This window comes from Acinetobacter calcoaceticus ANC 3811 (assembly GCF_000399665.1).
Lineage (GTDB): Bacteria > Pseudomonadota > Gammaproteobacteria > Pseudomonadales > Moraxellaceae > Acinetobacter > Acinetobacter calcoaceticus_B.
Map to the genome: position 1 here is coordinate 693131 of NZ_KB976986.1, position 20864 is coordinate 713994.

Annotated in this window: 17 protein-coding genes and 2 pseudogenes; 13 read left to right on the plus strand and 6 right to left on the minus strand. The window is 37.2% G+C overall.

Going from position 1 to position 20864, the window contains the following annotated elements:
• Window positions 1-862 (plus strand): annotated as a pseudogene (locus F935_RS18800) (DNA polymerase III subunit gamma/tau); the annotation flags it as partial.
• Between the two features lie 324 nt (window positions 863-1186).
• Window positions 1187-3415: a phosphocholine-specific phospholipase C gene (locus F935_RS04540; RefSeq protein WP_016137824.1), complete on the plus strand. Its 2229-nt coding sequence runs from the start codon at window positions 1187-1189 to the stop codon at window positions 3413-3415.
• A 49-nt stretch (window positions 3416-3464) separates the two neighbouring features.
• Here F935_RS04540 and F935_RS04545 read toward each other — a convergent pair whose 3' ends face one another.
• Window positions 3465-3899, minus strand: a complete 435-nt coding sequence (locus F935_RS04545; RefSeq protein WP_016137825.1) for an acyl-CoA thioesterase — start codon at window positions 3897-3899, stop codon at window positions 3465-3467.
• Window positions 3899-5056: an iron-containing alcohol dehydrogenase gene (locus F935_RS04550; protein WP_016137826.1), complete on the minus strand. Its 1158-nt coding sequence runs from the start codon at window positions 5054-5056 to the stop codon at window positions 3899-3901. Before F935_RS04550 ends, F935_RS04545 begins: the two co-directional genes overlap by 1 nt.
• A gap of 349 nt (window positions 5057-5405) precedes the next feature.
• On the opposite strand from F935_RS04550, the gene F935_RS04555 reads away from it, so the two are divergent.
• A complete protein-coding gene (locus tag F935_RS04555; protein ID WP_035366048.1) occupies window positions 5406-5717 on the plus strand; it encodes a YcgJ family protein in 312 nt (103 codons plus the stop codon).
• 63 nt (window positions 5718-5780) lie between these two features.
• Here F935_RS04555 and F935_RS04560 read toward each other — a convergent pair whose 3' ends face one another.
• A complete protein-coding gene (locus tag F935_RS04560) occupies window positions 5781-6251 on the minus strand; it encodes a winged helix-turn-helix transcriptional regulator (protein ID WP_016137828.1) in 471 nt (156 codons plus the stop codon).
• A gap of 62 nt (window positions 6252-6313) precedes the next feature.
• On the opposite strand from F935_RS04560, the gene F935_RS04565 reads away from it, so the two are divergent.
• The 5 genes from F935_RS04565 (at window position 6314) to F935_RS04585 (ending at window position 10623) form a co-directional block, all read left to right on the plus strand.
• A complete protein-coding gene (locus tag F935_RS04565; RefSeq protein ID WP_016137829.1) occupies window positions 6314-6541 on the plus strand; it encodes a tautomerase family protein in 228 nt (75 codons plus the stop codon).
• Window positions 6542-6911: 370 nt separating this feature from the next.
• Complete coding sequence (locus F935_RS04570; protein ID WP_035366051.1) at window positions 6912-7415, plus strand: low molecular weight protein-tyrosine-phosphatase; 504 nt, start codon at window positions 6912-6914, stop codon at window positions 7413-7415.
• A gap of 19 nt (window positions 7416-7434) precedes the next feature.
• A complete protein-coding gene (gene murB, locus F935_RS04575; RefSeq protein WP_016137832.1) occupies window positions 7435-8469 on the plus strand; it encodes a UDP-N-acetylmuramate dehydrogenase in 1035 nt (344 codons plus the stop codon).
• A gap of 4 nt (window positions 8470-8473) precedes the next feature.
• Window positions 8474-9595, plus strand: coding sequence for a YdcF family protein (locus F935_RS04580; RefSeq protein ID WP_016137833.1), 1122 nt, complete (start codon window positions 8474-8476; stop codon window positions 9593-9595).
• The gene (locus F935_RS04585; RefSeq protein WP_004791742.1) at window positions 9595-10623 is read left to right on the plus strand and encodes an alpha/beta hydrolase; all 1029 of its coding nucleotides are present in this window, start codon (window positions 9595-9597) and stop codon (window positions 10621-10623) included. The genes F935_RS04580 and F935_RS04585 overlap by 1 nt, the downstream gene beginning before the upstream one ends.
• Before the next feature lie 55 nt (window positions 10624-10678).
• On the opposite strand, the gene F935_RS04590 is transcribed toward F935_RS04585, so the two are convergent.
• The 3 genes and pseudogenes from F935_RS04590 to F935_RS04600 all read right to left on the minus strand — a co-directional run bounded on the left by F935_RS04590 (window position 10679) and on the right by F935_RS04600 (window position 14174).
• Window positions 10679-11173 carry a hypothetical protein gene (locus F935_RS04590; RefSeq protein ID WP_016137834.1) on the minus strand — a complete coding sequence of 165 codons (495 nt, stop codon included), beginning with the start codon at window positions 11171-11173 and terminating at the stop codon, window positions 10679-10681.
• Window positions 11174-11235: 62 nt separating this feature from the next.
• Window positions 11236-12291: pseudogene (locus tag F935_RS04595) on the minus strand (linear amide C-N hydrolase).
• Between the two features lie 209 nt (window positions 12292-12500).
• Window positions 12501-14174, minus strand: coding sequence for an FMN-binding glutamate synthase family protein (locus F935_RS04600; protein WP_004791750.1), 1674 nt, complete (start codon window positions 14172-14174; stop codon window positions 12501-12503).
• 482 nt (window positions 14175-14656) lie between these two features.
• Here F935_RS04600 and F935_RS04605 point away from each other — a divergent pair, with 482 nt between their 5' ends.
• From F935_RS04605 to F935_RS04625, 5 genes are all read left to right on the plus strand, one after another.
• Window positions 14657-15088 carry a hypothetical protein gene (locus tag F935_RS04605; protein WP_016137836.1) on the plus strand — a complete coding sequence of 144 codons (432 nt, stop codon included), beginning with the start codon at window positions 14657-14659 and terminating at the stop codon, window positions 15086-15088.
• Window positions 15089-15621: 533 nt separating this feature from the next.
• On the plus strand, window positions 15622-16149 hold the full coding sequence (locus tag F935_RS04610) for a Csu type fimbrial protein (protein ID WP_016137837.1): 528 nt from the start codon (window positions 15622-15624) through the stop codon (window positions 16147-16149).
• Window positions 16150-16232: 83 nt separating this feature from the next.
• Entirely contained in the window at window positions 16233-16940 is a 708-nt protein-coding gene (locus F935_RS04615; RefSeq protein ID WP_016137838.1) for a fimbrial biogenesis chaperone, read from the plus strand.
• 40 nt (window positions 16941-16980) lie between these two features.
• Window positions 16981-19389: a fimbria/pilus outer membrane usher protein gene (locus F935_RS04620; protein WP_155237762.1), complete on the plus strand. Its 2409-nt coding sequence runs from the start codon at window positions 16981-16983 to the stop codon at window positions 19387-19389.
• Window positions 19380-20408 (plus strand): Csu type fimbrial protein, encoded by a 1029-nt coding sequence (locus F935_RS04625; RefSeq protein ID WP_016137840.1) that lies wholly within the window; start codon window positions 19380-19382, stop codon window positions 20406-20408. Before F935_RS04620 ends, F935_RS04625 begins: the two co-directional genes overlap by 10 nt.
• The last annotated feature ends 456 nt before the right edge of the window (window positions 20409-20864 follow it).

Below are 20864 nucleotides of genomic sequence, written 5' to 3' on the forward strand. Positions count from 1 at the left end.
TGAACCTGAACCTGAACCTGAACCTGAACCTGAACCTGAACCTGAACCTGAACCTGAACCTGAACCTCGGTCTAATCAGGATTTAATGGTATTTGACCCAAATCATAATGAGTTGATTGGGTTTGAGTCAGCACCTGTTCAAGAGGCCGTTAGTGTTTTGGATGAAGATTTCATTCCAGTGCCAGAACAAAAGTCAGTACACGTTCAGATGGAAACTCAGGCCAGAAATATTGAACCTGAACCAGCTTTCACTGCTGAGCCGATGGGTTTATTTGAAACGCCTAGTGCTGATTTTTCACTTGCCCAAGATACATTTACACCTGTTACTGATAATTTAGTTTTAGAACCAGTTATTGAACAACAGCCATTTGTCCAAGCCGAAGTAATAGCTGAAACAGTTGCAGTTGTAAAAGAGGCTAGCCAAACTGATAACGGGCAGCTGATGCCTCAAGATATCTTGAAGCTATCTCCTCAAGTTTTGGAAGGCGAGTGGACACTTGAAAAATGGGAATATTGGTTTAGAAATAGTCAACTTTCACCAGCTGTTCAAGAACTTGCGCAGCATGGTGTGATGACTGGTGAAATTGGTGGCAATACTATTTTCCATATTCCTCAAGAATATGAAAATATGCTGACTCAATTACAGCAAGGCCTTATTGATGCCTTAAATGAACAATGGCCAGATACTCAATTTACAGTTGAATACGGTGTTTTAAATACAACTACACCCTATACCATTCAAAGTGCGCGTAAAGAAAAAGCCTTTCATAGAGCAGCTGAGCTATTACAACAGCAGCCAGTCATTAAAAGCCTTATAGAAACTTTTGATGCTGAGCTTCAAAACATTCAATTAAAACCTTAAATTCATCTAAGTTTTGATCTGGTGCAGAATATGAAAATAATTGAATTCTCATATTTTTCACTGGATTGAAATATTCAGGTCATGTCACTGTCATTATACTTTTCTATGTTAGCCATTTTAGATTTTAAATGGATTGTATACAGCAATGAAAAGGCAATGCACTGGAATAACTTCTTTTAAATACTCATATTTCTTATTAATCGGCGCGATTCTGCTGAGTGGTTGTAATGACTCATCAAATGATAACTCGAATGCACCAGAAACAAGTAAAAAGCCTGTAATGCGCTGTGCTCCATAAACTTAAATAATAAAAAGAACCTGATCATGATTACACGTCGTAAATTTTTAAATTATTCTTTAAATATGGGTTTTGGTGCTGCGGCATTGGCAGCATTCCCATCTAGTATTCAAAAAGCTTTAGCAATTTCTGCAAACAATAAAACTGGCACCATTCAGGATGTCGAACACGTTATTATTTTAATGCAGGAAAACCGATCTTTTGATCATTACTTTGGAACGTTAAAAGGCGTTAGAGGCTTTGCTGACCGTTTTACAATTCCTCTGCCAAGTGGTCGCCGTGTTTGGGAGCAGCTTAGAAGTAATGGGCAAGTTTTAACGCCTTTTCATTTAGATGGTACAGCTAATAATGCGCAGCGTGCAGATGGTACGCCGCATACGTGGAATGACAGTCAGCTGGCATGGGACAATGGGCGTATGGCGAATTGGCCAGCCCATAAAACTGATATATCCATGGGTTATTTTAAAGAAAAAGAAATTCCTTATCAGTTTGCACTTGCGAATGCCTTTACGATTTGTGATGCCTACCATTGCTCTATGCATACTGGAACAGATGCGAACCGCTCTTTTCATTTAACTGGTACAAATGGGGCGACACCGACCAAGCGTTCATTTGTAAATAATGAATGGGACTGGATTGATGGTAACCCCGCTACGGCAGATCGCGGTTATACATGGAAGACTTATGCTGAGCGTTTGGAAGAAGCAGGGGTAAACTGGATTTGTTATCAAAATATGCCCGATGAATGGGGCGATAACATGCTTGGGGCATTTCGTACGTTCAGAAAAGCCAATATTGCATCTGGTTATCCTGTTGCAAGCGGTGGTGAACCAAACAAACCGTATGCAGATACGGGTCAAAAACTACCGTACAAAGCCTATGATACTGCGACCGATAATGCCAAAAATCCACTCTATAAAGGCATTGCAAATACATTGCCGGGCAATAAACCTGAAGAATATCTCGATGCTTTTAAACGAGACATTCGTGAAGGTAAGTTACCTCAAGTGTCTTGGATTAATGCGCCATCCATTTACTGCGAACATCCAGATCCTTCTAGTCCTGTCCAAGGGGCATGGTTTATTCAAGAAATTATTGATGCTTTAACTGCTGTGCCAGAGGTTTGGAGTAAAACAGCACTCATTATCAACTTCGATGAAAATGATGGTTACTTTGACCACGTACCGTCACCATCAGCGCCATCTCGACTCAAAAATGGCCAGTACGCGGGTAAATCGACATTAAGCAGTGCTGATATGCAGGATGAATATTTTGACCATGCTGCACCTGAGGGAAGTCATTCTCAACCTACACATGATGGACGAGTCTATGGTCCGGGTCCTCGTGTTCCGTTATATGTGATTTCCCCATGGAGCCGTGGTGGCTGGGTGAACTCGCAAGTTTTTGACCATACTTCCGTCCTCATGTTTTTAGAAAAACGTTTCGGTGTAAAAGAGCCGAATATCAGTCCATACCGCCGTGCAGTGTGTGGTGATTTAACCAGTGCATTTAACTTTAAGACACCAAATGCAGATGTTTTACCTCAGCTCAATGGTAAACAGACACGTTTGCAGGCAGATGAGTTAAGAGAAAATCAAGAAGCTTTGCCAGCTGTACCTGTACCAACGGATATTAAGTTACCGATTCAGCAAAGTGGTATACGTCTGTCACGTGCGCTGCCTTACGAGTTGCATACCAGTGCGCGCGCTAAAGCAGATGGTAAGGTGCAATTGATTTTCTCTAATACAGGTCAGCAAGCAGCGGTTTTTCATGTTTATGACAAACTTAACCTAGACCTTATTCCAAAGCGTTATATTGTCGAGTCAAATAAAACTTTAGATGATGAATGGGATGCTTTAAAAGATAATCTAGGTCGTTATGACCTATGGGTACTTGGTCCCAATGGCTACCATCGTCACTTTAAAGGCGATACTCAACGTATTGTTGATAGTGGCGTTAAACCTGAAATTCGAGTGTGCTATGACATTGCCAACGGTGATGTTTACGTAGAACTCATAAATGAAGGAACCAAAGATGCACTTTTGACGGTAAAACCTTGTGCATATCGACAAGATGCGCCATTACAACTTACCGTAAAAGCGGGTCAAGTCGTTAAGCAATATTGGGCTTTGGCTGACGTAGGGCATTGGTATGATTTTGAAATCACCAGTCAGAGTGATCCATATTATTACCGACGTTTTGCGGGCCGAGTTGAAACGGGTGAAGACTCTTTTAGTGATCCTGCAATGATGTAAGTTTGAATGAGGCAAAAAGAACAGATCATTTTCTTTTTGCCTCATTTTTTTATAATAAAAAATTCTCTAATACTTCACGAACTGACTCAGAAATTGGCACAGTCTTACGCGTTTCGCGATCTACAAACACATGTACAAAATGTCCTTGAGCTGAGGCTTGCTCTTGACCTTGTTTAAAGATTGCCAATTCATAACGTAGTGAAGTCGTACCGATTTTACCAATCGCAACACCTACCTGAATAATTTCTGGAAATGATAACTCTTGTAAAAAGCTACAAGCTGAATCAACCACTAAGCCAATTGATTTTGCTTCATGAATATCAAAACCTGTTTTTTGAATGAGCAATGCATTGGCTGCTGTATCGAAGTAGCTATAGTAAGTCACATTATTCACATGACCGTAAATATCGTTATCTGCCCAACGCGTTTGAATATCTAAAAAGAACTTAAATTGATTGCGAGTTTTTAAAACTGGTTTAGTCATTAATGAATCGCCTGATAAATTGCCAAAGCAGCGGCCTCTGTCATGTCTCGTGGATTATTTTGTAGCAAGCGAGTTTGTAACATGGCATCTTGTGCAAGCCGAGGTAAGCTCGACTCATCAATACCCAAATCTCTAAGTTTTAAGGTCAAGCCACTACGGTCTAAGTGGTTCTGCATGTGGTCAATAAACAGATCACACAGACCATCGGTGCTGCCATTGCTGTATGGATCGAGCCATTGCATAAGCTCTGCATAGTATTTTTTTGCATTGGGCGCATTAAATTTTAATACTTCGACCAACACTAAGGCATTGGTATGCCCATGCGATAAATGAAAATGACCGCCCAATGGGTAAGCTAAAGCATGTACAGCAGCAACAGGTGAATTAGCAAACGCTTGACCCGCGAGCATTGAACCAAAAAGCATGTTTTGACGTGCTTCTAAATCATTACCATCTTTAAGAACTTTCGGTAAGTTATGGTTTAGTAGCTTCAAAGCATTCTTAGCTAAAATATCGGTATATATATTCTTCTTGTGTTTAGAAGTATATGCCTCAATAGCGTGTACCATCGCATCAATACCTGTTGCAGCAGTAATATGTGCTGGAAGGTTTTGAGTAAAAGTAGCATCAAGAATCGCAGTGTCGGCGTACAGTACTGGCGAGACAATCCCCATTTTTGTTGTCTCGCCAGTGGTCACAATTGAAATAGGCGTTACTTCCGAACCCGTACCGGCTGTCGTTGGAATTAAAATAAGCGGGAGACGAGCAGTGGTTACTTGGTTTACGCCGTACATCTCTTGCAAACTTTGAGTTTGGTTGGGGTGGGCGAGTAAACCGATTACTTTTGCAACATCTAAAGAACTACCGCCACCAAAACCAATAATGGCATCTACATTTTGCTGTTTTGCATAATTGGCTGCATCTAAGACCACTTGTTCTGCTGGGTCAGCCTGAACATCTGCATAAATGACATATTCAATACTGAGCGTATCTAAAATTTGAAGAATAGAAAGGTGTAATTGATTTTTGACCATACCTGCATCTGTGACTAGCAATAACTTACGGTAAGCTTTTGAAGACAAAACATTCTGTAATTCTTGTATAGAGCCTAAGCCTGAGATGATATTTGGAACGGTTTGAAATTGAAAATGGCTCATATACATTATTTCCTTATTTTTGAAAATTATTGTCGAATGGTTCTATAAGATTCAATCTTCAAATAACTTAGCATAAGACACCTTAAAATAAAGTAGTTCTGAGGCGATTATGTTGAGTGTTATATGAAATAGTCACTACTTTCATGTGGTCAGATTTAGATAATACAGGGAGATCATGAAAGTAATTTAGACGATCATCGAACGGTGGGCTTTTTGTTATTTATACTGTTCAGTAGATTTTCCTGAAGGCTGCTAATTCATATAATGTCTTAACAATTTATAGTTTTATTTGGTTCAAAAAGTGAAAATTTCTAAAACTTTACTTAGTGTTATTGGATGCACTTGCTTCATGCTGAGCTCCGCAGTAATGGCTAAAACTAGCTCTAGCGTCTATTCACCTAAAAAGGGTGTAATTTGTGACAAATATATTTGCGCTGACAAGAAGGGCGTATCTAAAAAACTTACAGTCAAATACTTAGGAACTCACAAAGCCAACAGAGCATTCTCTCAAGGTGATTTTGATACTTCAGCATTTACACTCTCAAATGGTGTGTTCTGTGATACCAAAACAAAACTATGTCATGTCGATCGATATTTTGAGAATGGGCACCGTAGCAAGATTGATAGAGCTATGACTGATAAACTTTTTAAAAATAAATGATTTTTATCTTCTTTCTAAGAAAAAGCCCATAATATTTGGGCTTTTTTATATCTAAATAAAAAGTTATTCCTTATTTCTGCGAGAAATGAGTTTTAGTTCCAGATTATTAAGATCTATGATTTGATTAGATGAATCAATAAGCTTTAATTTGAGTTGATCATCTGAATTCTTCTTAAAAACTTTCACGACATCTTTATCTGCTTCAATAAAATTACTACCAGATTCAAGCATGGCAAGCAAAACAATATTTAAGCTTTTACCTTTTTTGGTGAGTAAGTATTCTTTGCGCTCTCGTACACCAACTTCTTTATAAATTGATAGTTCAAATATTTCTAATTGGATGAGGTGTTTTAGACGATTAGATAAAATTTGCTTCGATATACCTGTATTTTCTAGAAAATCATTAAATTTCGTTACGCCGTAAAAAGCTTCTCTCAATAATAGGATCGTCCAACTATCGTTTAATATCTCAGCAATTTTGAAAATTCCACACACATCTACTGAAAATCTATGATCTGGAATAATATTTGACATTCTAGGAAGCTCCAATTAACATGAGTCTATAATTTAGACCTAGACTTAATTCAGGTAGCATTATGCCATTTATAAATATACAAACTATAGAGGGTTTACTAGATAAAGATAGTAAAGCTGAGCTTTTCAAACGAATAACAGATTTATTTGTAGAGATAGAAGGAAAGGGAAATCCAGCTTTTCAAGAGCATGTCTGGATACGAATTGATGAATATCGACCTGAACAGTGGCAATTAGGTAGCTTAAGGCCAACGAAGGAAATGATTGAGTTAATGACTACAGTTAAATGATTGTCTTGTGCCTTTTACTAAAGCTGTATTGGTAAATCATAAGTTGCAAGTTAAGCATTTGCTAACCTGTTTTAAGATGTAAAGCTCATGTGTTTATTAATAATATGAGTATCTACTTTGTTGTAAAAGCTCTCTTGGGAGGGCTTTTTTATTTTATTCAAAATTAGTAGGTCAGCTACTTTGTCGACTGATTTATCAACTTTTAATCTATTGATAAACATTATTTTCCTTTTCAAGCCATGTTAGTTTTGACAAAATGCAACACGTCACAATGGTCAATTCGATTCTGACAATGATTGATAGTTTTGTCAGGGTTTTACATGCTCCATATTAATTTCTATTTAATTCAAATGCTTGGAAGTAGTTTCTAATGGAAACACAATATATGGTGTTATGCGTCTGTTTAGGAAACATTTGCCGTTCTCCCACGGCTGAAGTGGTTTTCAGACATTATTGTGATGCACATCAACTTAATGTCATTGTCGATTCAGCTGGAACGAGTAATTATCATCCAAATAAAGCACCTGATCAGCGTAGTCAGCTGCACGCTAAAAAAAGAGGTTATGACTTATCGTCTTTACGTGCAAGGCAGCTTTCAACACAAGACTTTTTAGAGTTTGATTTGATTTTGGCAATGGATCATCAAAATTTTGATGATATTCATGACATGCTACAAAGCGCGGTTTCTCAGTTTGGTGGTCATCAAATTCGTGCAAAAGTAGCTTTAATGAGTGAGCATGACCCTCAATATCTACAACAAGCCTTACCTGATCCTTATTATGGCGGTGCTGATGGCTTCGAGCGTGTACTTGACCAATGCGAGTCTAGTAGTTTGGCGTGGATTAATATTTTAAAAAAACAATTGAATGTTTAAGAATAGGTTTTTCAAGACAATGCAAATTCAGAATCAGGTACAGCTTAAGCCATTCAATACATTAAGTTTAGATGCAACAGCTTCACATTACACAAAAGTCGGTAATATTCAGGATATTGAAGAAGCTTTGGATTTTGCTAAGCAGCATCATTTAAATGTACTTGTGTTATCGGGCGGTAGTAACATGTTGTTGCCGCAGCAGATCAATGCCTTAGTGATTCATCTTGATATTCAAGGAATTGAAGTTTTATCAAACGATCATGATTTCGTTCGAGTTAAAGTAGGTGCAGGTCAAGTCTGGCATGATTTCGTTTTATATAGCACTCAGCAAAATTGGTTTGGTTTGCAGAATCTAGCGCTTATTCCAGGGTTAGTGGGTGCTTCACCCGTACAAAACATTGGCGCTTATGGGGTAGAGGCAGGCGAGTTTATTGAGTCGGTACAAGTGTATGACCGTCAATTAAAAGAAACTCAGACAATTTTAGCTGTTGACTGCCATTTCGCGTATCGTCATAGCATTTTTAAAGATGACCCAAACCGTTACATCATCACGCATGTTACTTTTAAATTACTTAAACAGCTAAATTTAAAACTTAACTATGGTGATTTGAAGCAAGCAGTTGGAGATAATCAGACTGCTGAGAACTTACAAAATCAAGTGATTCATATTCGTCAAAGTAAACTCCCTGATCCAAAAGAGTATCCAAATGTAGGTAGTTTCTTTAAAAATCCGGTTGTTAACCCTCAAGAATTTGAGCGTTTAATCACACAATTCTCAACAATTCCACATTATCCTCAAGCCAGTGGAAACGTTAAAATTGCAGCAGGATGGTTAATTGATCAGGCGGGTTGGAAAGGGAAGCAACTCGATATGGTAGGGATGTTTCATAAACAGGCATTAGTTTTGGTGAATTATGCCAATGCATCTCTTACTGATGTAAAGAAAACTTATCAGGCTGTACAACATGATGTTGATCAGCGTTTCCATATTATGTTAGAACCAGAGCCTGTGCTTTATAACAGTTTAGGTTTAATTGAAAATCATACGGAATAGTTTTATGTCAAAAGTACACTTAATGGTACGTTTAGTACAAGTAGTCACCGTGCTATTTGTACTATTAGGCTGTTTCGTGGTTTTTTTATATTCACCCTTTTATTCAAAACTTATTGTAGCTGGGCTTAATTATTTTGTACCAGTTGATGTGAATCAAGTTGCCGCTGAAAGTCAGAGACAGGCTGCATTAAGTGAACATGATAATTTAGAGCCAGGTTCAAATCTATGGATTGCTCGTCAAGCGTATTTAAAGCTGACTGAAAAAGCTTTACGTGAAAAAAAGACAACAGATCTGACCTATCTTCAAGAAAACTATAAGGCTTTGCAGCAAATTATTCTTTTAGAAGAAAAAGAACAAGATTCAGAGGCAGCCGCTTCTGTAACGGTTCCTTTAGTCGTGAAAAACTCAGAAATTGATGCTGCTGATGAAGCAAGTAGCCCTATTGATGAAGCACTCTTTATTAATAGTTCAGAAAATAAGGCCCTTACAGAGCAATATACCGAGTTTTTAGCAAGAAAACCTGTGGTGCCAGAACATCAAAAAGCTGTGAGCGAACCTGAACAGAAAATCGAGTATGTTCGTAAAAATCCTTTACCAGCGCCAGCTAAAAAGTTATCACAACCTTATGCAATTGTTGTATTAGGGGGTGGTTTGACTCTTGATAAAAATGGAAAAGATATTGTAGTTAATGGTTATACACGCTTGAGACTAGAAAAAACCTTAGAAGTTGAAAAACAAAATCAGCTTCCTATTGTACTGAGTGGTGTTGAAGCACCTTACATGCAAACTTGGTTAAAAGAGCGTGGCGTTGATGCAAAGCTACTAGAAAAACGTAGTATGAATACTTGTGAAAATACAAGATTTAGTTCTCTATTGCTTCAGAAAAAAGGTGGAGCACCGACGGTCATGTTGGTCACAGATGAATATCATATGCCGCGTACACGCCGATTATTTGCTTTAAATGGTATAGAAACCATTCCTGTTGTGGCTCCAATGCCAACACCACTGACACGCTGGCAACCAAGTGTGCAAAATTACGATCATAGCCGTCGTGCAAATTATGAATTACTTGCGACAATTCGCGACATGTTGTTTGGCTCAAGTGATTGTCGAGAGGTACCTTAATGTCAGATATCCCATTTCTCAATCCTGCCGTATTAAAACAATTAGATTTACCGGTTCCTAACCGCGATCTTACGCCACAGGTTCTAAGTCCACTTAATTTAAATACATTAGAAGAACCATCTCGAGATTTACTGGCTTACCGTAAGTTATATGGTTTGCATTTACTTGAATGTGATCATTGGCAGGGCTATGTTCAAATGCCTTTGTTTCGATTACATGTGCAAGTTTTCAAGCCTAAAGTAGAAAAAATACAAGGTACTGTCTGCTTATTACATGGCTATCTTGAGCATAGTGGTATTTATCAGCCCATTATTCGTGAAATTCTTGAACAAGGCTTTAGTGTCATTACCTATGACTTACCAGGGCATGGTTTAAGCAATGGCTCACCAGCAAGTATTCAAAATTTTGATCACTATCAACAAGTTTTGATGGCTGTTTATCAATATGTAAAACATGCAGATCAGTTACCAAAACCTTGGGTAGGAATTGGTCAAAGTACGGGTGGCGCAATCTGGATGCATCACTTATTGGAATATGCTGAAAAACGCCAAGATCCGATTGTAGATAGAGTCCTGTTACTTTCTCCTTTGATTCGCCCTGCAAAAACAGCATGGTGGCATAACCCAGTTGGATTGGGCATTATTCGCCGTATTAAGCGGCAAGTACCAAGACACTTTAGACGTAATAATCATAATCCTGAATTTTTACGATTTATTCGTTTAAAAGATCCTTTGCAACCTCGAATGATGGGCATGGATTGGATTTTGGCAATGTCTAAATGGATGCAAGAAATGGAAGAGCGGCCAGCTTGTCGTATTCCTGTCTGGCTTGCACAAGGTGCTCTTGATCAGACAGTTGATTGGCGTTACAACATTGAATTTATTCGTCGTAAATTTAGGCTACAAACGTTATTAATGCTAGAAGAAGGATCTCATCAATTGATTAATGAGCGTGCAGATATACGAGCAGCCTTAACGGGATTAATTCCAGCATTTTTACATGCGAAGCCAAAACATTTTTATTATTAAAAAATAATGCATCTATCCAAAAAATTGGATAGATGCATGACTTAATCTTTGTACTTTATTTTGAATTTTGATAAAGCTGCATAAAGTTTTTATAAACCGAAGACTGCTTTTGTGGACTATACATATTGCGTTCGATTGTTCCTTTATCCGTTTTTATCAAAACATTTACATTTTGAGCATTTTTAAATTCTTGCAAGAATTTACTTGGAATAATAAAGAACGTTGTAGAATGTTTAGGAACTAATCGGCTGACATTCGTTTTTTCAGTTGATTGAGCGGGTTGATAGTTAAATCGTTTCCCATCAATATCAAATATTAACTCGTTAATATCATAAAAGTTATAACTACTACTTAAATGAACATCTACACGAAGCTGATCTTTTTGATTCTCGTTCCATTTCACGAGCAAGCTCGGGCATAGTTCCGTTGGTGAGCAGTTTAGCTGACCCGCTGTCTTTACCTCTTTAGGAGCTATTGTACTAACCTGTGTAGTGCTACAAGCCGCTGTAAGTAAACATGAACCCAATAAGAGTAGAGATTTCTTCATCATATAAATTCCAAGATAGTCTGTTTAATATTATTTATGTTAAAGCCAATAAATTTTGACATAAATTAACGAGTAGTTGGGCTTAAAAATACAAATGGTTTGGCAACTTTAAAAGAAGAAGTGGCATCACCTGCATATATATGGCTTTGGTCAGGGCCTCAATCTAGTCTACGCGTTTTACCATCTTTAAAATTAATCTTTTTCAAATCAACCCAAAATACATTTGGTGATAGGGCTGACTCGAAAAAGTAGAGCATCTGTTTATGATCGGCCACAGTTCGCCAGCGAGTTGAAGAGATATTCGGTTCTTCTTGCGTATTGAGTCCATAGGGAACAGATGCATTTCGAATGACACTAAATACAGAGGCTTGAGCCTGTTTACTATCATCATTTTTAGGAATGGCATTAATGTAAAAAGATGCACGTGCAAAACGATCAGATGCACGGTTTGTACCAGGGAGCATGATCGTTCCACCAATTTGTTTCCAATATTCAGCAAGTGCAAGTTGCTTATCGAACGTAGGCGAGTTAGTCATGACTTGATAGCTGCGACTATGGTGAATCACTTGTTTCCCGTCAATATATTCAATAATTGCACTATCACCTGTTTTGTCAGAAATAGATAGATGCAGGGTAGTGAGGCGTGTTTCGCCTGGGACATTATCGGTCACAATCGTATAAGGTTCTTTTTCTAATGCTTTAACAGCTTCATCGACAGTTGCGAAATTATCGAGTACATATTGAGCCCAAGCTGCAATACTGAGTAAAGGCTTATCCGTTTTTTTCACATCTGGATATTGAGATTCTACTAACCATAAAATATTAGCAACCAAGCCAGCTTCATTCATTCCATCTGTTGTGGAAACTTCATAGCCTGTGGCAATTACACTTCCATATTTAGACGTCCATTTTATTGAGTTGGAGCCTGCACTACCGTCACGACTAACCCCGCTTGGCATAATCCACAAATTTGTACCCGTATCAACTTTCCAGTCCATTGAGCGAGCAGTAATAATATGTTGGTTATTGCCTAAATATACGGCACGTGTACAAGCAACAGTATAGCTACTTAAACCTACTGCTAGTGCGACAAAAGAAGAAATGAATGTTTTTTTCAACATGATGAAATACCTTCTTGTTATAAGCATTAAAAATTTTTATTAAATAAAATTAAATTATGTACGTTATTTATACTTTTATATTAGGTGAAAAATCTATTAAAGACAAATTAAAAGGGGAAGGAAATTTAAGCAAAAATCACAGATTAATTTCAAATATAGAAGAGCATCACACTATAAATGTAATGCTCAACATATCGAGTTAATATAAATTAAAAGTGATTGGCATCTGCCATATTCCACATCCGATAATAAAAATTATCATCGTCATTATTAAGTTCAGACTGTAAAAGTTCGCCTTCTTTTAAGAAAAAATGCAATTGAGCATAATTCTTAATTTCACGGTCGTTTACTCGCTGAGCTAAATGATGAGCTTTAATATCAGAAGGGTGACGTAAACCAGCCGCAGCAATCATTTCTGATAATGCATGCAATGTATTTTTATGAAAATTAAATACTCGTTCTGATTTAGTTGGTACATCAATTGCTTTTTGACGGTCTTTATCTTGGGTTGCAACACCTACAGGACACTGGTTAGTGTGACAGCTTTGTGCCTGAATACATCCAACAGCAAACATGAAACCACGTGCTGAATTAACCCAATCTGCACCTAGCGCAAAAGTACTAGCAATATCGAATGCACTAATGATTTTACCACTCGCACCAATCTTAACTTGATCTCTTAACCCTGCACCGACAAGGGTGTTATGGACAAAGCGCAGGCCTTCACGTAATGGAGTACCAATATTGTCGCTAAACTCAATTGGCGCTGCACCTGTACCACCTTCAGACCCATCAACGACAATAAAGTCAGGAACAATTTTTGTTTCCAGCATTGCTTTAACAATACTCATAAATTGCCAAGGTTGACCAATGCACAGTTTAAAACCAACAGGTTTACCGCCAGATAATGTGCGCAATTTCTGTAAAAAATGCATCATTTCAATAGGGGTAGAAAAACTAGAATGCTTTGCAGGAGAAATACAGTCATGATCACGAGAAACGCCACGGATTTGGGCAATTTCTGCGGTAATTTTATGTTTAGGTAAAATACCACCATGACCTGGTTTTGCACCTTGAGAAAGCTTCAGCTCAATCATCTTGATCTGTGGTAATTGAGATTGCTTGGCAAACTTTTGTTCGTCAAATTTCCCATCTAAGGTACGGCAGCCAAAATAACCGCTGGCAATTTGCCAAACAATATCACCGCCATTTTCCAGATGATAAGGGCTTAAACTACCTTCGCCAGTATCATGATAAAATCCACCTAACTGCGCGCCTTTATTTAACGCACGAATTGCATTGGCACTTAAACTACCAAAGCTCATGGCAGAGATGTTCATAATTGATGCACTATAGGGCTGAAGGCATTGTGCATTACCCACCTGAATACGAAAGCTCTTTGGATCTGCTGGTGGGCAAGGGCTAATTGAATGGACAATAAATCGATAATTTTCTTGATAAACGTCAATGATTGAACCAAAAGGTTTATCTGCATTTTCATTTTTAGCACGCTGATAAACTAGACTTCTTTGCATACGCGAAAAAGGTAGGGCATCTTGATCCGCTTCAATAAAGTATTGGCGAATTTCTGGGCGTATATCTTCAAACAAAAAACGGAAATGTCCCATAATTGGGTAATTTCTTAGAATTGAATGTTTATTCTGCAAAACATCATAAAGGCCTAATAAGCTTAGTGCACCTGTAAGCACCCATAAACCGTTAAGCAGAGTATCTGAAATAAAATAATAGATACTATGAGGGGTGTATACGGTGCGAAACCATGTAATGCTGAGTGCAGTAAAAATACATAAGAACCAGAGAGAATGGCGCGAAAAAAATGTATTGAGAAATTTATGTCGAATGATTTGTGCTGGACTCGCCATATTGGAACAAATTCCTAATGTTTTACTGGTACATACCTTGCCAAGAAGCAAGTGAAACTACAAGTATGGAATTGTTAGTTTTAAGAGAAAAGGAAGCATGCATTCAAATGTTCACTCGATTTAAAGATGTATTTTTAAAACGAAAATATTTTAACTTTAAATAATATTATATTTCGAAAATTTAGGATTCAGATAAATTATTCAATGCTTAATTTTGAAGGTAGTTGATTTTATAAATAATTGGTTTTAATAAAATTTATATTTCATTAAATTACTTGCTCACAGTTATATAGAGTAATTGAATTTAATTTTAGATTTAATTAATAATAAATTTTTTATTTGAATGCTATTTGTTTATTTTTGATTCAATTAATACTGTGCTGTTTAGTTGTTTTTTGCTAATATAAATAAATTGAATTAATATTTTTTAATAGAAATTACTACAACTATATAAGATTCTAAAAAATTGTTTAAGGACTGAAATGAATTGGAAATTATTAATCTGCTCTGTTCTTTTGACAGGAGTCTTTTTCTTAACTTTAATGTTTTATCTAGGTTTTGATTTAGATACTTTTAAAAAAGTCGCTCTAATACAAAGTTTATTAGTTGCTGCGGCTATCATATTTGACTCTATGGAACGAAAGAATAATCCTATTTTTCCGGGATGTATCGTGTATCCCTTAATTGGGATTGTATTTGTTTTAGGATTTACACCTATTTTAGACTTTTTTGCTGAAAGACCTAAAGGATTTCATAGTTGGGATATTCGGAATATGTTTGAGATCAACTCTAGCCGTGCAGACTATCAATTTAGGAAACTGGCTTGGTATGGCAAAGCCTATATACAGTTAGGTTTTGCTATGGTAGGTGGATTTTTGGGCTTATTTTTTCATTTAATTTTTAGAAATAGTTGAATTAGCGCTATCTTCTTCTGGTAGGGGAAAAGTCATTTTAATTATTGAAAACTTTAAAAAAAACCTGGAATTTTTATAAATCACTTAGATTTCTTATTCATAAAATACTATTTTCTTATTCATTTAAAATATATAGAATAATCAATAGCTTATTTTTTGTTCTTGTTTTTTTGACCAAAGATTAAAAAAATATAAAATACTAAAAGTGATGGTAAACTTTAACTAATGAAAATCTATAGTTTTTTTAGTAGAGCTAATAAAAGTTGAATAGAATTATCGAAAATTGATGTAAAAAGTGTGATAAACCATAAAATTTTTTATAATTGAGAAATTCATCAGAACTTGAATTGTTGATTGATATTTAGAATGAAAGTTATATTAGTGTTTTTGTTGTTTTTTTGTATTATGTGCGATAAGTAGAGTAAAAAAATAACGCTTTGAAAAAACAATCAGAAAAGCTAGTGATTGTGATGGGGAAGGCTAGTTTTTACATCTATTAATTTTATTGGCGTAATGTAAAAAGGTTTTTAACCATGAAAAAGTCTCTCATTTTATCAGTAATTACTGTGGGTTTAATGTCTATCAATGCCGCAAATGCTGCAACTGCAACAGGCACTTTGACCGTTAAAGCAACAATTACAAATAGTTGTGTATTGAATACTTCAGCTACAGGTACAACAGCTAACGCAGTTTTAGATTTTGGTACTTTAAGCTCTCTTGCTAGCAATGTAGACGCAGACACCACAACAACTGGTGGTACTGCAATTAAAGTTTTATGTAACAACACTGTGCCATGGACTTTGGCTTTTGATGCCGGCAAAAATGCTCAAACGACTCAACGTCGTATGATTGGTGGCGCAACAAGCAACGAATTTATTCCTTACAACCTTTTCTCTGACACTAACCGTGCAACAGCGATTGGTATTGCAACAACTGCATATAGCGGTACTGGTACTGGCGCGCCACAAACAGTTAACGTTTATGGCCGTATTCCTGCTGGCTCAACTTTGCCAAGCGCGGGTAGCTATGTTGACACTGTGACTGTAACAGTGACTTATTAATTTTTAATAAGTTTTATTGCGTCATTGCTAGCTCTTGATTCTAAGAGCTAGCTTAATTTGAAAAAAGTAGTTCTGGGCAAATCATGAGAAAAAATATCTTTGTTACTACAAGTTTATTATTATTTTTGCCTAGTATGCTGAACGCTGCATCAATTCGTCTTTCGCCTGTAAATATTGAAATATTAAGCGATCAAGCGGCATCCTCAATTAGCTTATATAACCAGTCAAATGAAAGCAGTGATTTGCAGGTACGTGTATTTGAATGGCGCCAAAATGCTGGGCAAGATCAATTAATACCTACAGATGAGATCGCTGTTAGCCCGCCGTTTTTAAAATTACAACCTAATGATTCTTATAGTTTACGTGTCGTTAGAATTAATCCAGCACCAGTTTCTGGTGAGCAAACATACCGTATTATTATTGATGAACTCCCAAAACCGATTGATAACCGTAAAGCGGATCAAGGGGTTAACGTACTACTACGTTCGTCATTGCCTTTATTCGTAGTAAATAAGGACGCAATTACTAAACTTACGTGGTCAATACAACAAGAACAAAATAATTCGTCTCTTACGATTAGTAATGTTGGCAATCGACATGCACTTTTAAGTAATTTAACGCTTGTTGATGTAACAGCGAATAAAAGTTATGCCATTAAAGTAAATACAGTGAATGGTTATATTCTTGCTGGCAAAGCAAGAAATTTTAATATTAGCCCTGATTTTAAATTTCAATCGGATCATAAATATAATATTTCATTGAATATTAACGGTAAGCAAACATCTCTTTAAAGAGGCACATATGAAATATCTCGTAAGTGCCTTATGTGTTATGTACTTGCCGATTCATGCTTTTGCTGAATCATTGCAAGATAATACCAATATTGCTTTACCAAGTATTCCGGAAGTTACAAACTTTTCTCATCAGATGTTCAGTTCTGATAAGGCGTACACGCAGCTTTTTTTGAAGATTTCTATTAATTCGAGTATTTCAACAGATTTGATCTCGGTGCGCCAAGATCAAGATAGAAAGCTGTATATTCGTTCTCGTGACTTAAAAGTTTTAAGAGTAAAAATGGATGAGCATATTCCAGATAACCAATGGGTATGTATTAACGAACTAAAAGGAATTCAGTTTAAATATCTAGAGAATGAACAGGCTCTAAACTTACAAGTTCCATCGAACATGTTGACGGATTATTCAGTTGACTTAAATGGTCAGCAGGTCACCAGTCCTCATTTGCTGAAAATGAAGCCCTTAAACGCGGCTATTCTGAACTACAGTCTGTATAACACCATAACCAATGACGAAAATGTTTTCTCAGGTTCGGCAGAAGGGATCTTTAACAGCGCAATCGGTAACTTTTCATCAGGTGTTTTATACAACGGAAGTAATGAAACTAGTTATAGCCATGAAAAATGGGTGCGCTTAGAGAGTAAGTGGCAGTATGTAGACCCTGAAAAGATCAGGATATATACCTTAGGGGATTTCATTTCCAATAGTTCTGACTGGGGGAATAGTGTACGTCTGGCAGGTTTCCAGTGGTCGAGTGCTTACACCCAGCGAGGTGATATAGTTACCTCTGCACTGCCGCAATTTTCCGGCTCGGCTGCATTGCCTTCAACACTAGATTTATACGTTAACCAGCAAAAGATTTATTCAGGACTCGTGCCATCAGGCCCGTTTGACATTAAGCAGCTCCCGTTTATTTCAGGCAATGAAGTTACCCTTGTAACCACGGATGCAACGGGCCAGCAGAGCATTACCAAACAGGCTTACTATTTTTCATCTAAAATTCTGGCAAAAGGCATTAATGAGTTTTCTGTAGATGTCGGGGTTCCACGCTATAACTATGGACTGTATTCAAACGATTATGATGATGCTACTTTTGCATCGGGTGCGATTCGCTATGGTTATAGCAACTCACTGACCTTAAGCGGTGGTGCAGAGGCTTCAACAGATGGCTTATCAAATCTGGGCGGTGGTTTTGCCAAGAATCTGTTTGGCTTTGGAGTAATCAATGCTGACATTGCAGCGAGCCAGTATAAAGATGAAAACGGCTATTCTGCCTTGATCGGTTTAGAAGGGCGTATCAGCAAGAATATTTCGTTTAACACCAGTTACCGTAAGGTATTTGATAATTATTTTGACCTTGCCCGTGTGTCTCAAATTCGATATTTAAAAGATAACCAGATAACTTCTGAGCCGCAGAACTATCTGAGCTACAGTGCGCTGGCAGATGAGATTTTTAGGGCAGGGATGAGCTATAACTTCTACGAAGGGTATAGCGCCTATCTGGGTTATAACCAGATCAAATTTAGTGACAACTCCTATAAGTTATTATCTGCCAATTTAAGTGGAAGTTTGAACAAGAACTGGGGCTTTTATACCTCAGCATATAAAGATTATGAAAATCAAAAAGACTATGGCATTTACTTTGCGCTGCGTTACACACCGTCTACTCGAGTCAATGCGATTACAAGTATTTCTAATGAAAGTGGTAAAACAACATATAGACAAGAAATAAATGGATTTAGCGATCCACAAATTGGTGCATTTGGATGGGGTGGCTATGTTGAGCGTGATCAGGATGCGAATCAAAACAATGCATCGGTCTATGCCTCTTACCGCGCTCGTGCAGCCTACCTGACAGGTCGATATAACCGAATTGGAGATAACGATCAAGTTGCACTTTCAGCGACAGGATCATTGGTTGCGGCAGCAGGACGAGTCTTTGCAGCCAATGAAATTGGAGATGGTTACGCGGTTGTGACCAATGCAGGGCCACAAAGCCAAATTTTAAATGGCGGGGTAAATTTAGGAGCAACTGATGGAACGGGTCGATTCTTAATTGCAAATTTAAGACCCTATCAGCTTCATCATATCTATTTAGATCCATCATATTTACCTTTAGAGTGGGATGTTAAATCCACTAACCAAACAGCATTTGTAGGTTATCGCCAAGGAACCTTGATTGACTTTGGTGCTCATCAGGTCGTTTCAGGATTAGTGAAACTTGTTGATTCGAATAACTCGGCATTATTACCGGGTTATACGGTTCGAATTAATGGCCAACAAGATGCTGTAGTGGGTTACGACGGTGAAGTATTTATTCCAAACCTGTTAAAGCAAAACAAACTTGAAGTCGATCTTCTGGATCATGGCTCATGCCAAGTTAGTTTTGCGTATGAAAATAAGCAATACAGTGCTAAAAAATTGGGGCCTTATGTATGTCGATAACTACTGCGAGTCATAGTTTTTGGATGAAGAGTGAAAAGTTTTCATTGGCCATAAAGTATATTTTAGCACCTGTTCTGTTTTTTATATTATATGCATTTTTTAGCACTGCACATGCGGCTTGTACGGTAACGGGAACAACTAATAGTACGTATACTTATACGGCTGCCACTATTAATAGTGATGCAAACATCAGCTTTTCCGGCACGATTAGCTGTCTAGGGGGGCGTACTACTCCTGAAATTTCACCTTATATGTGTATGAAAACCGTATTTACGGGAATTACAAACACCAATAGCAGTGTTTCATTACCTTATACAGTCACTGCAACTGTAGGTGGTGCTGGCTCTTCTACTACGAATCACACCTCTAACGTTTGGTATGGACCAGTAAAAACGGTTGCTTCAAATAATATCGTGAGTTACTCGGTCAATGTAAAAGTCCCAGCCCGAACAGGATCTCTTCTTGCATATCCTAAAGGCACATATACGGGTACTGTTCAGCTTTTTTGGGACATGCAAGCGAGCTCTAGCACTGTATGTGAAGGAAACAGTGGTGGAGGCTGGGATTCTGGAAATGCCACCATAACTGCTAATTATGTTGTACCAAGTTTGTGCCAATTGGATTCAACATCAAATGTAGATTTTGGCAATATTAATGATATTGGTATGACTAGTCGTGATTACACAGCGCAAGGTGCAGTGAACACGACGTGTAACAATGGAACCTCATATAGCATTTACTTGGGTGATGGAATTAACCGTATTGCTGGTGGCTTTAGACGTATGACAAATGGTAGTAGTCAATACATTCCTTATCAGCTATATCAGGACTCGACTTATAGTACGGTATGGGACACTACTGGTGGTGTAGCCGCAGTTGGAGGTTCTGGGGGTGTTTCCAAAACAGGCTCGGGCAACGCTCAAAGTACAAACGTGTATGGAAAAATTCCGCAGGGTACAACTATTTCAACGACTCCTGGTAACTACTCCGATACGATAGTTGTTACAGTCACTTATTAATGATCTGTTGGAGTTTGATATTTAAGCTAAGCTTGATTTGAACATTCAGCTCTAAAGAGTGATATCTAGAAATTTGATTTTCAATTGTTTAATTTGAAGATGGTATAAAAGCTTTTAAAAAACAGACAGATGTAAAAGGTTGATCAACGGTAATGTTGTTTTAAAATAAGCAAAAACAGAAAAAGACAAATTAAAAAAATAAGAAAAAACATCTGATGAATAAATACCTTATGAATATTAAATGTATTTTTACACAAGTTAACATATTGTACAAATTAAATTACAGTTCTCTTAGCTTTATTTAATCTTTCTTATCAATAAAAAAGCTTTTAGAGGAAAGTTGGTTATTAATAAATTAGTTATTTGTATGGGGGAGCAAAGTGTTAAAATTGTGGGGTTGGGATGTTTTGATATATAGCTATCTCGAATTTTAACCTATTGAAAATACTAAGGTTT

Coding starts and splice junctions, on each gene's coding strand:
- F935_RS04540 (WP_016137824.1), top strand. CDS start 1,187: ATGATTACACGTCGTAAATTTTTAAATTATTCTTTAAATATGGGTTTT.
- F935_RS04545 (WP_016137825.1), bottom strand. CDS start 3,899: ATGACTAAACCAGTTTTAAAAACTCGCAATCAATTTAAGTTCTTTTTA.
- F935_RS04550 (WP_016137826.1), bottom strand. CDS start 5,056: ATGAGCCATTTTCAATTTCAAACCGTTCCAAATATCATCTCAGGCTTA.
- F935_RS04555 (WP_035366048.1), top strand. CDS start 5,406: ATGCTGAGCTCCGCAGTAATGGCTAAAACTAGCTCTAGCGTCTATTCA.
- F935_RS04560 (WP_016137828.1), bottom strand. CDS start 6,251: ATGTCAAATATTATTCCAGATCATAGATTTTCAGTAGATGTGTGTGGA.
- F935_RS04565 (WP_016137829.1), top strand. CDS start 6,314: ATGCCATTTATAAATATACAAACTATAGAGGGTTTACTAGATAAAGAT.
- F935_RS04570 (WP_035366051.1), top strand. CDS start 6,912: ATGGAAACACAATATATGGTGTTATGCGTCTGTTTAGGAAACATTTGC.
- murB (WP_016137832.1), top strand. CDS start 7,435: ATGCAAATTCAGAATCAGGTACAGCTTAAGCCATTCAATACATTAAGT.
- F935_RS04580 (WP_016137833.1), top strand. CDS start 8,474: ATGTCAAAAGTACACTTAATGGTACGTTTAGTACAAGTAGTCACCGTG.
- F935_RS04585 (WP_004791742.1), top strand. CDS start 9,595: ATGTCAGATATCCCATTTCTCAATCCTGCCGTATTAAAACAATTAGAT.
- F935_RS04590 (WP_016137834.1), bottom strand. CDS start 11,173: ATGATGAAGAAATCTCTACTCTTATTGGGTTCATGTTTACTTACAGCG.
- F935_RS04600 (WP_004791750.1), bottom strand. CDS start 14,174: ATGGCGAGTCCAGCACAAATCATTCGACATAAATTTCTCAATACATTT.
- F935_RS04605 (WP_016137836.1), top strand. CDS start 14,657: ATGAATTGGAAATTATTAATCTGCTCTGTTCTTTTGACAGGAGTCTTT.
- F935_RS04610 (WP_016137837.1), top strand. CDS start 15,622: ATGAAAAAGTCTCTCATTTTATCAGTAATTACTGTGGGTTTAATGTCT.
- F935_RS04615 (WP_016137838.1), top strand. CDS start 16,233: ATGAGAAAAAATATCTTTGTTACTACAAGTTTATTATTATTTTTGCCT.
- F935_RS04620 (WP_155237762.1), top strand. CDS start 16,981: ATGTACTTGCCGATTCATGCTTTTGCTGAATCATTGCAAGATAATACC.
- F935_RS04625 (WP_016137840.1), top strand. CDS start 19,380: ATGTCGATAACTACTGCGAGTCATAGTTTTTGGATGAAGAGTGAAAAG.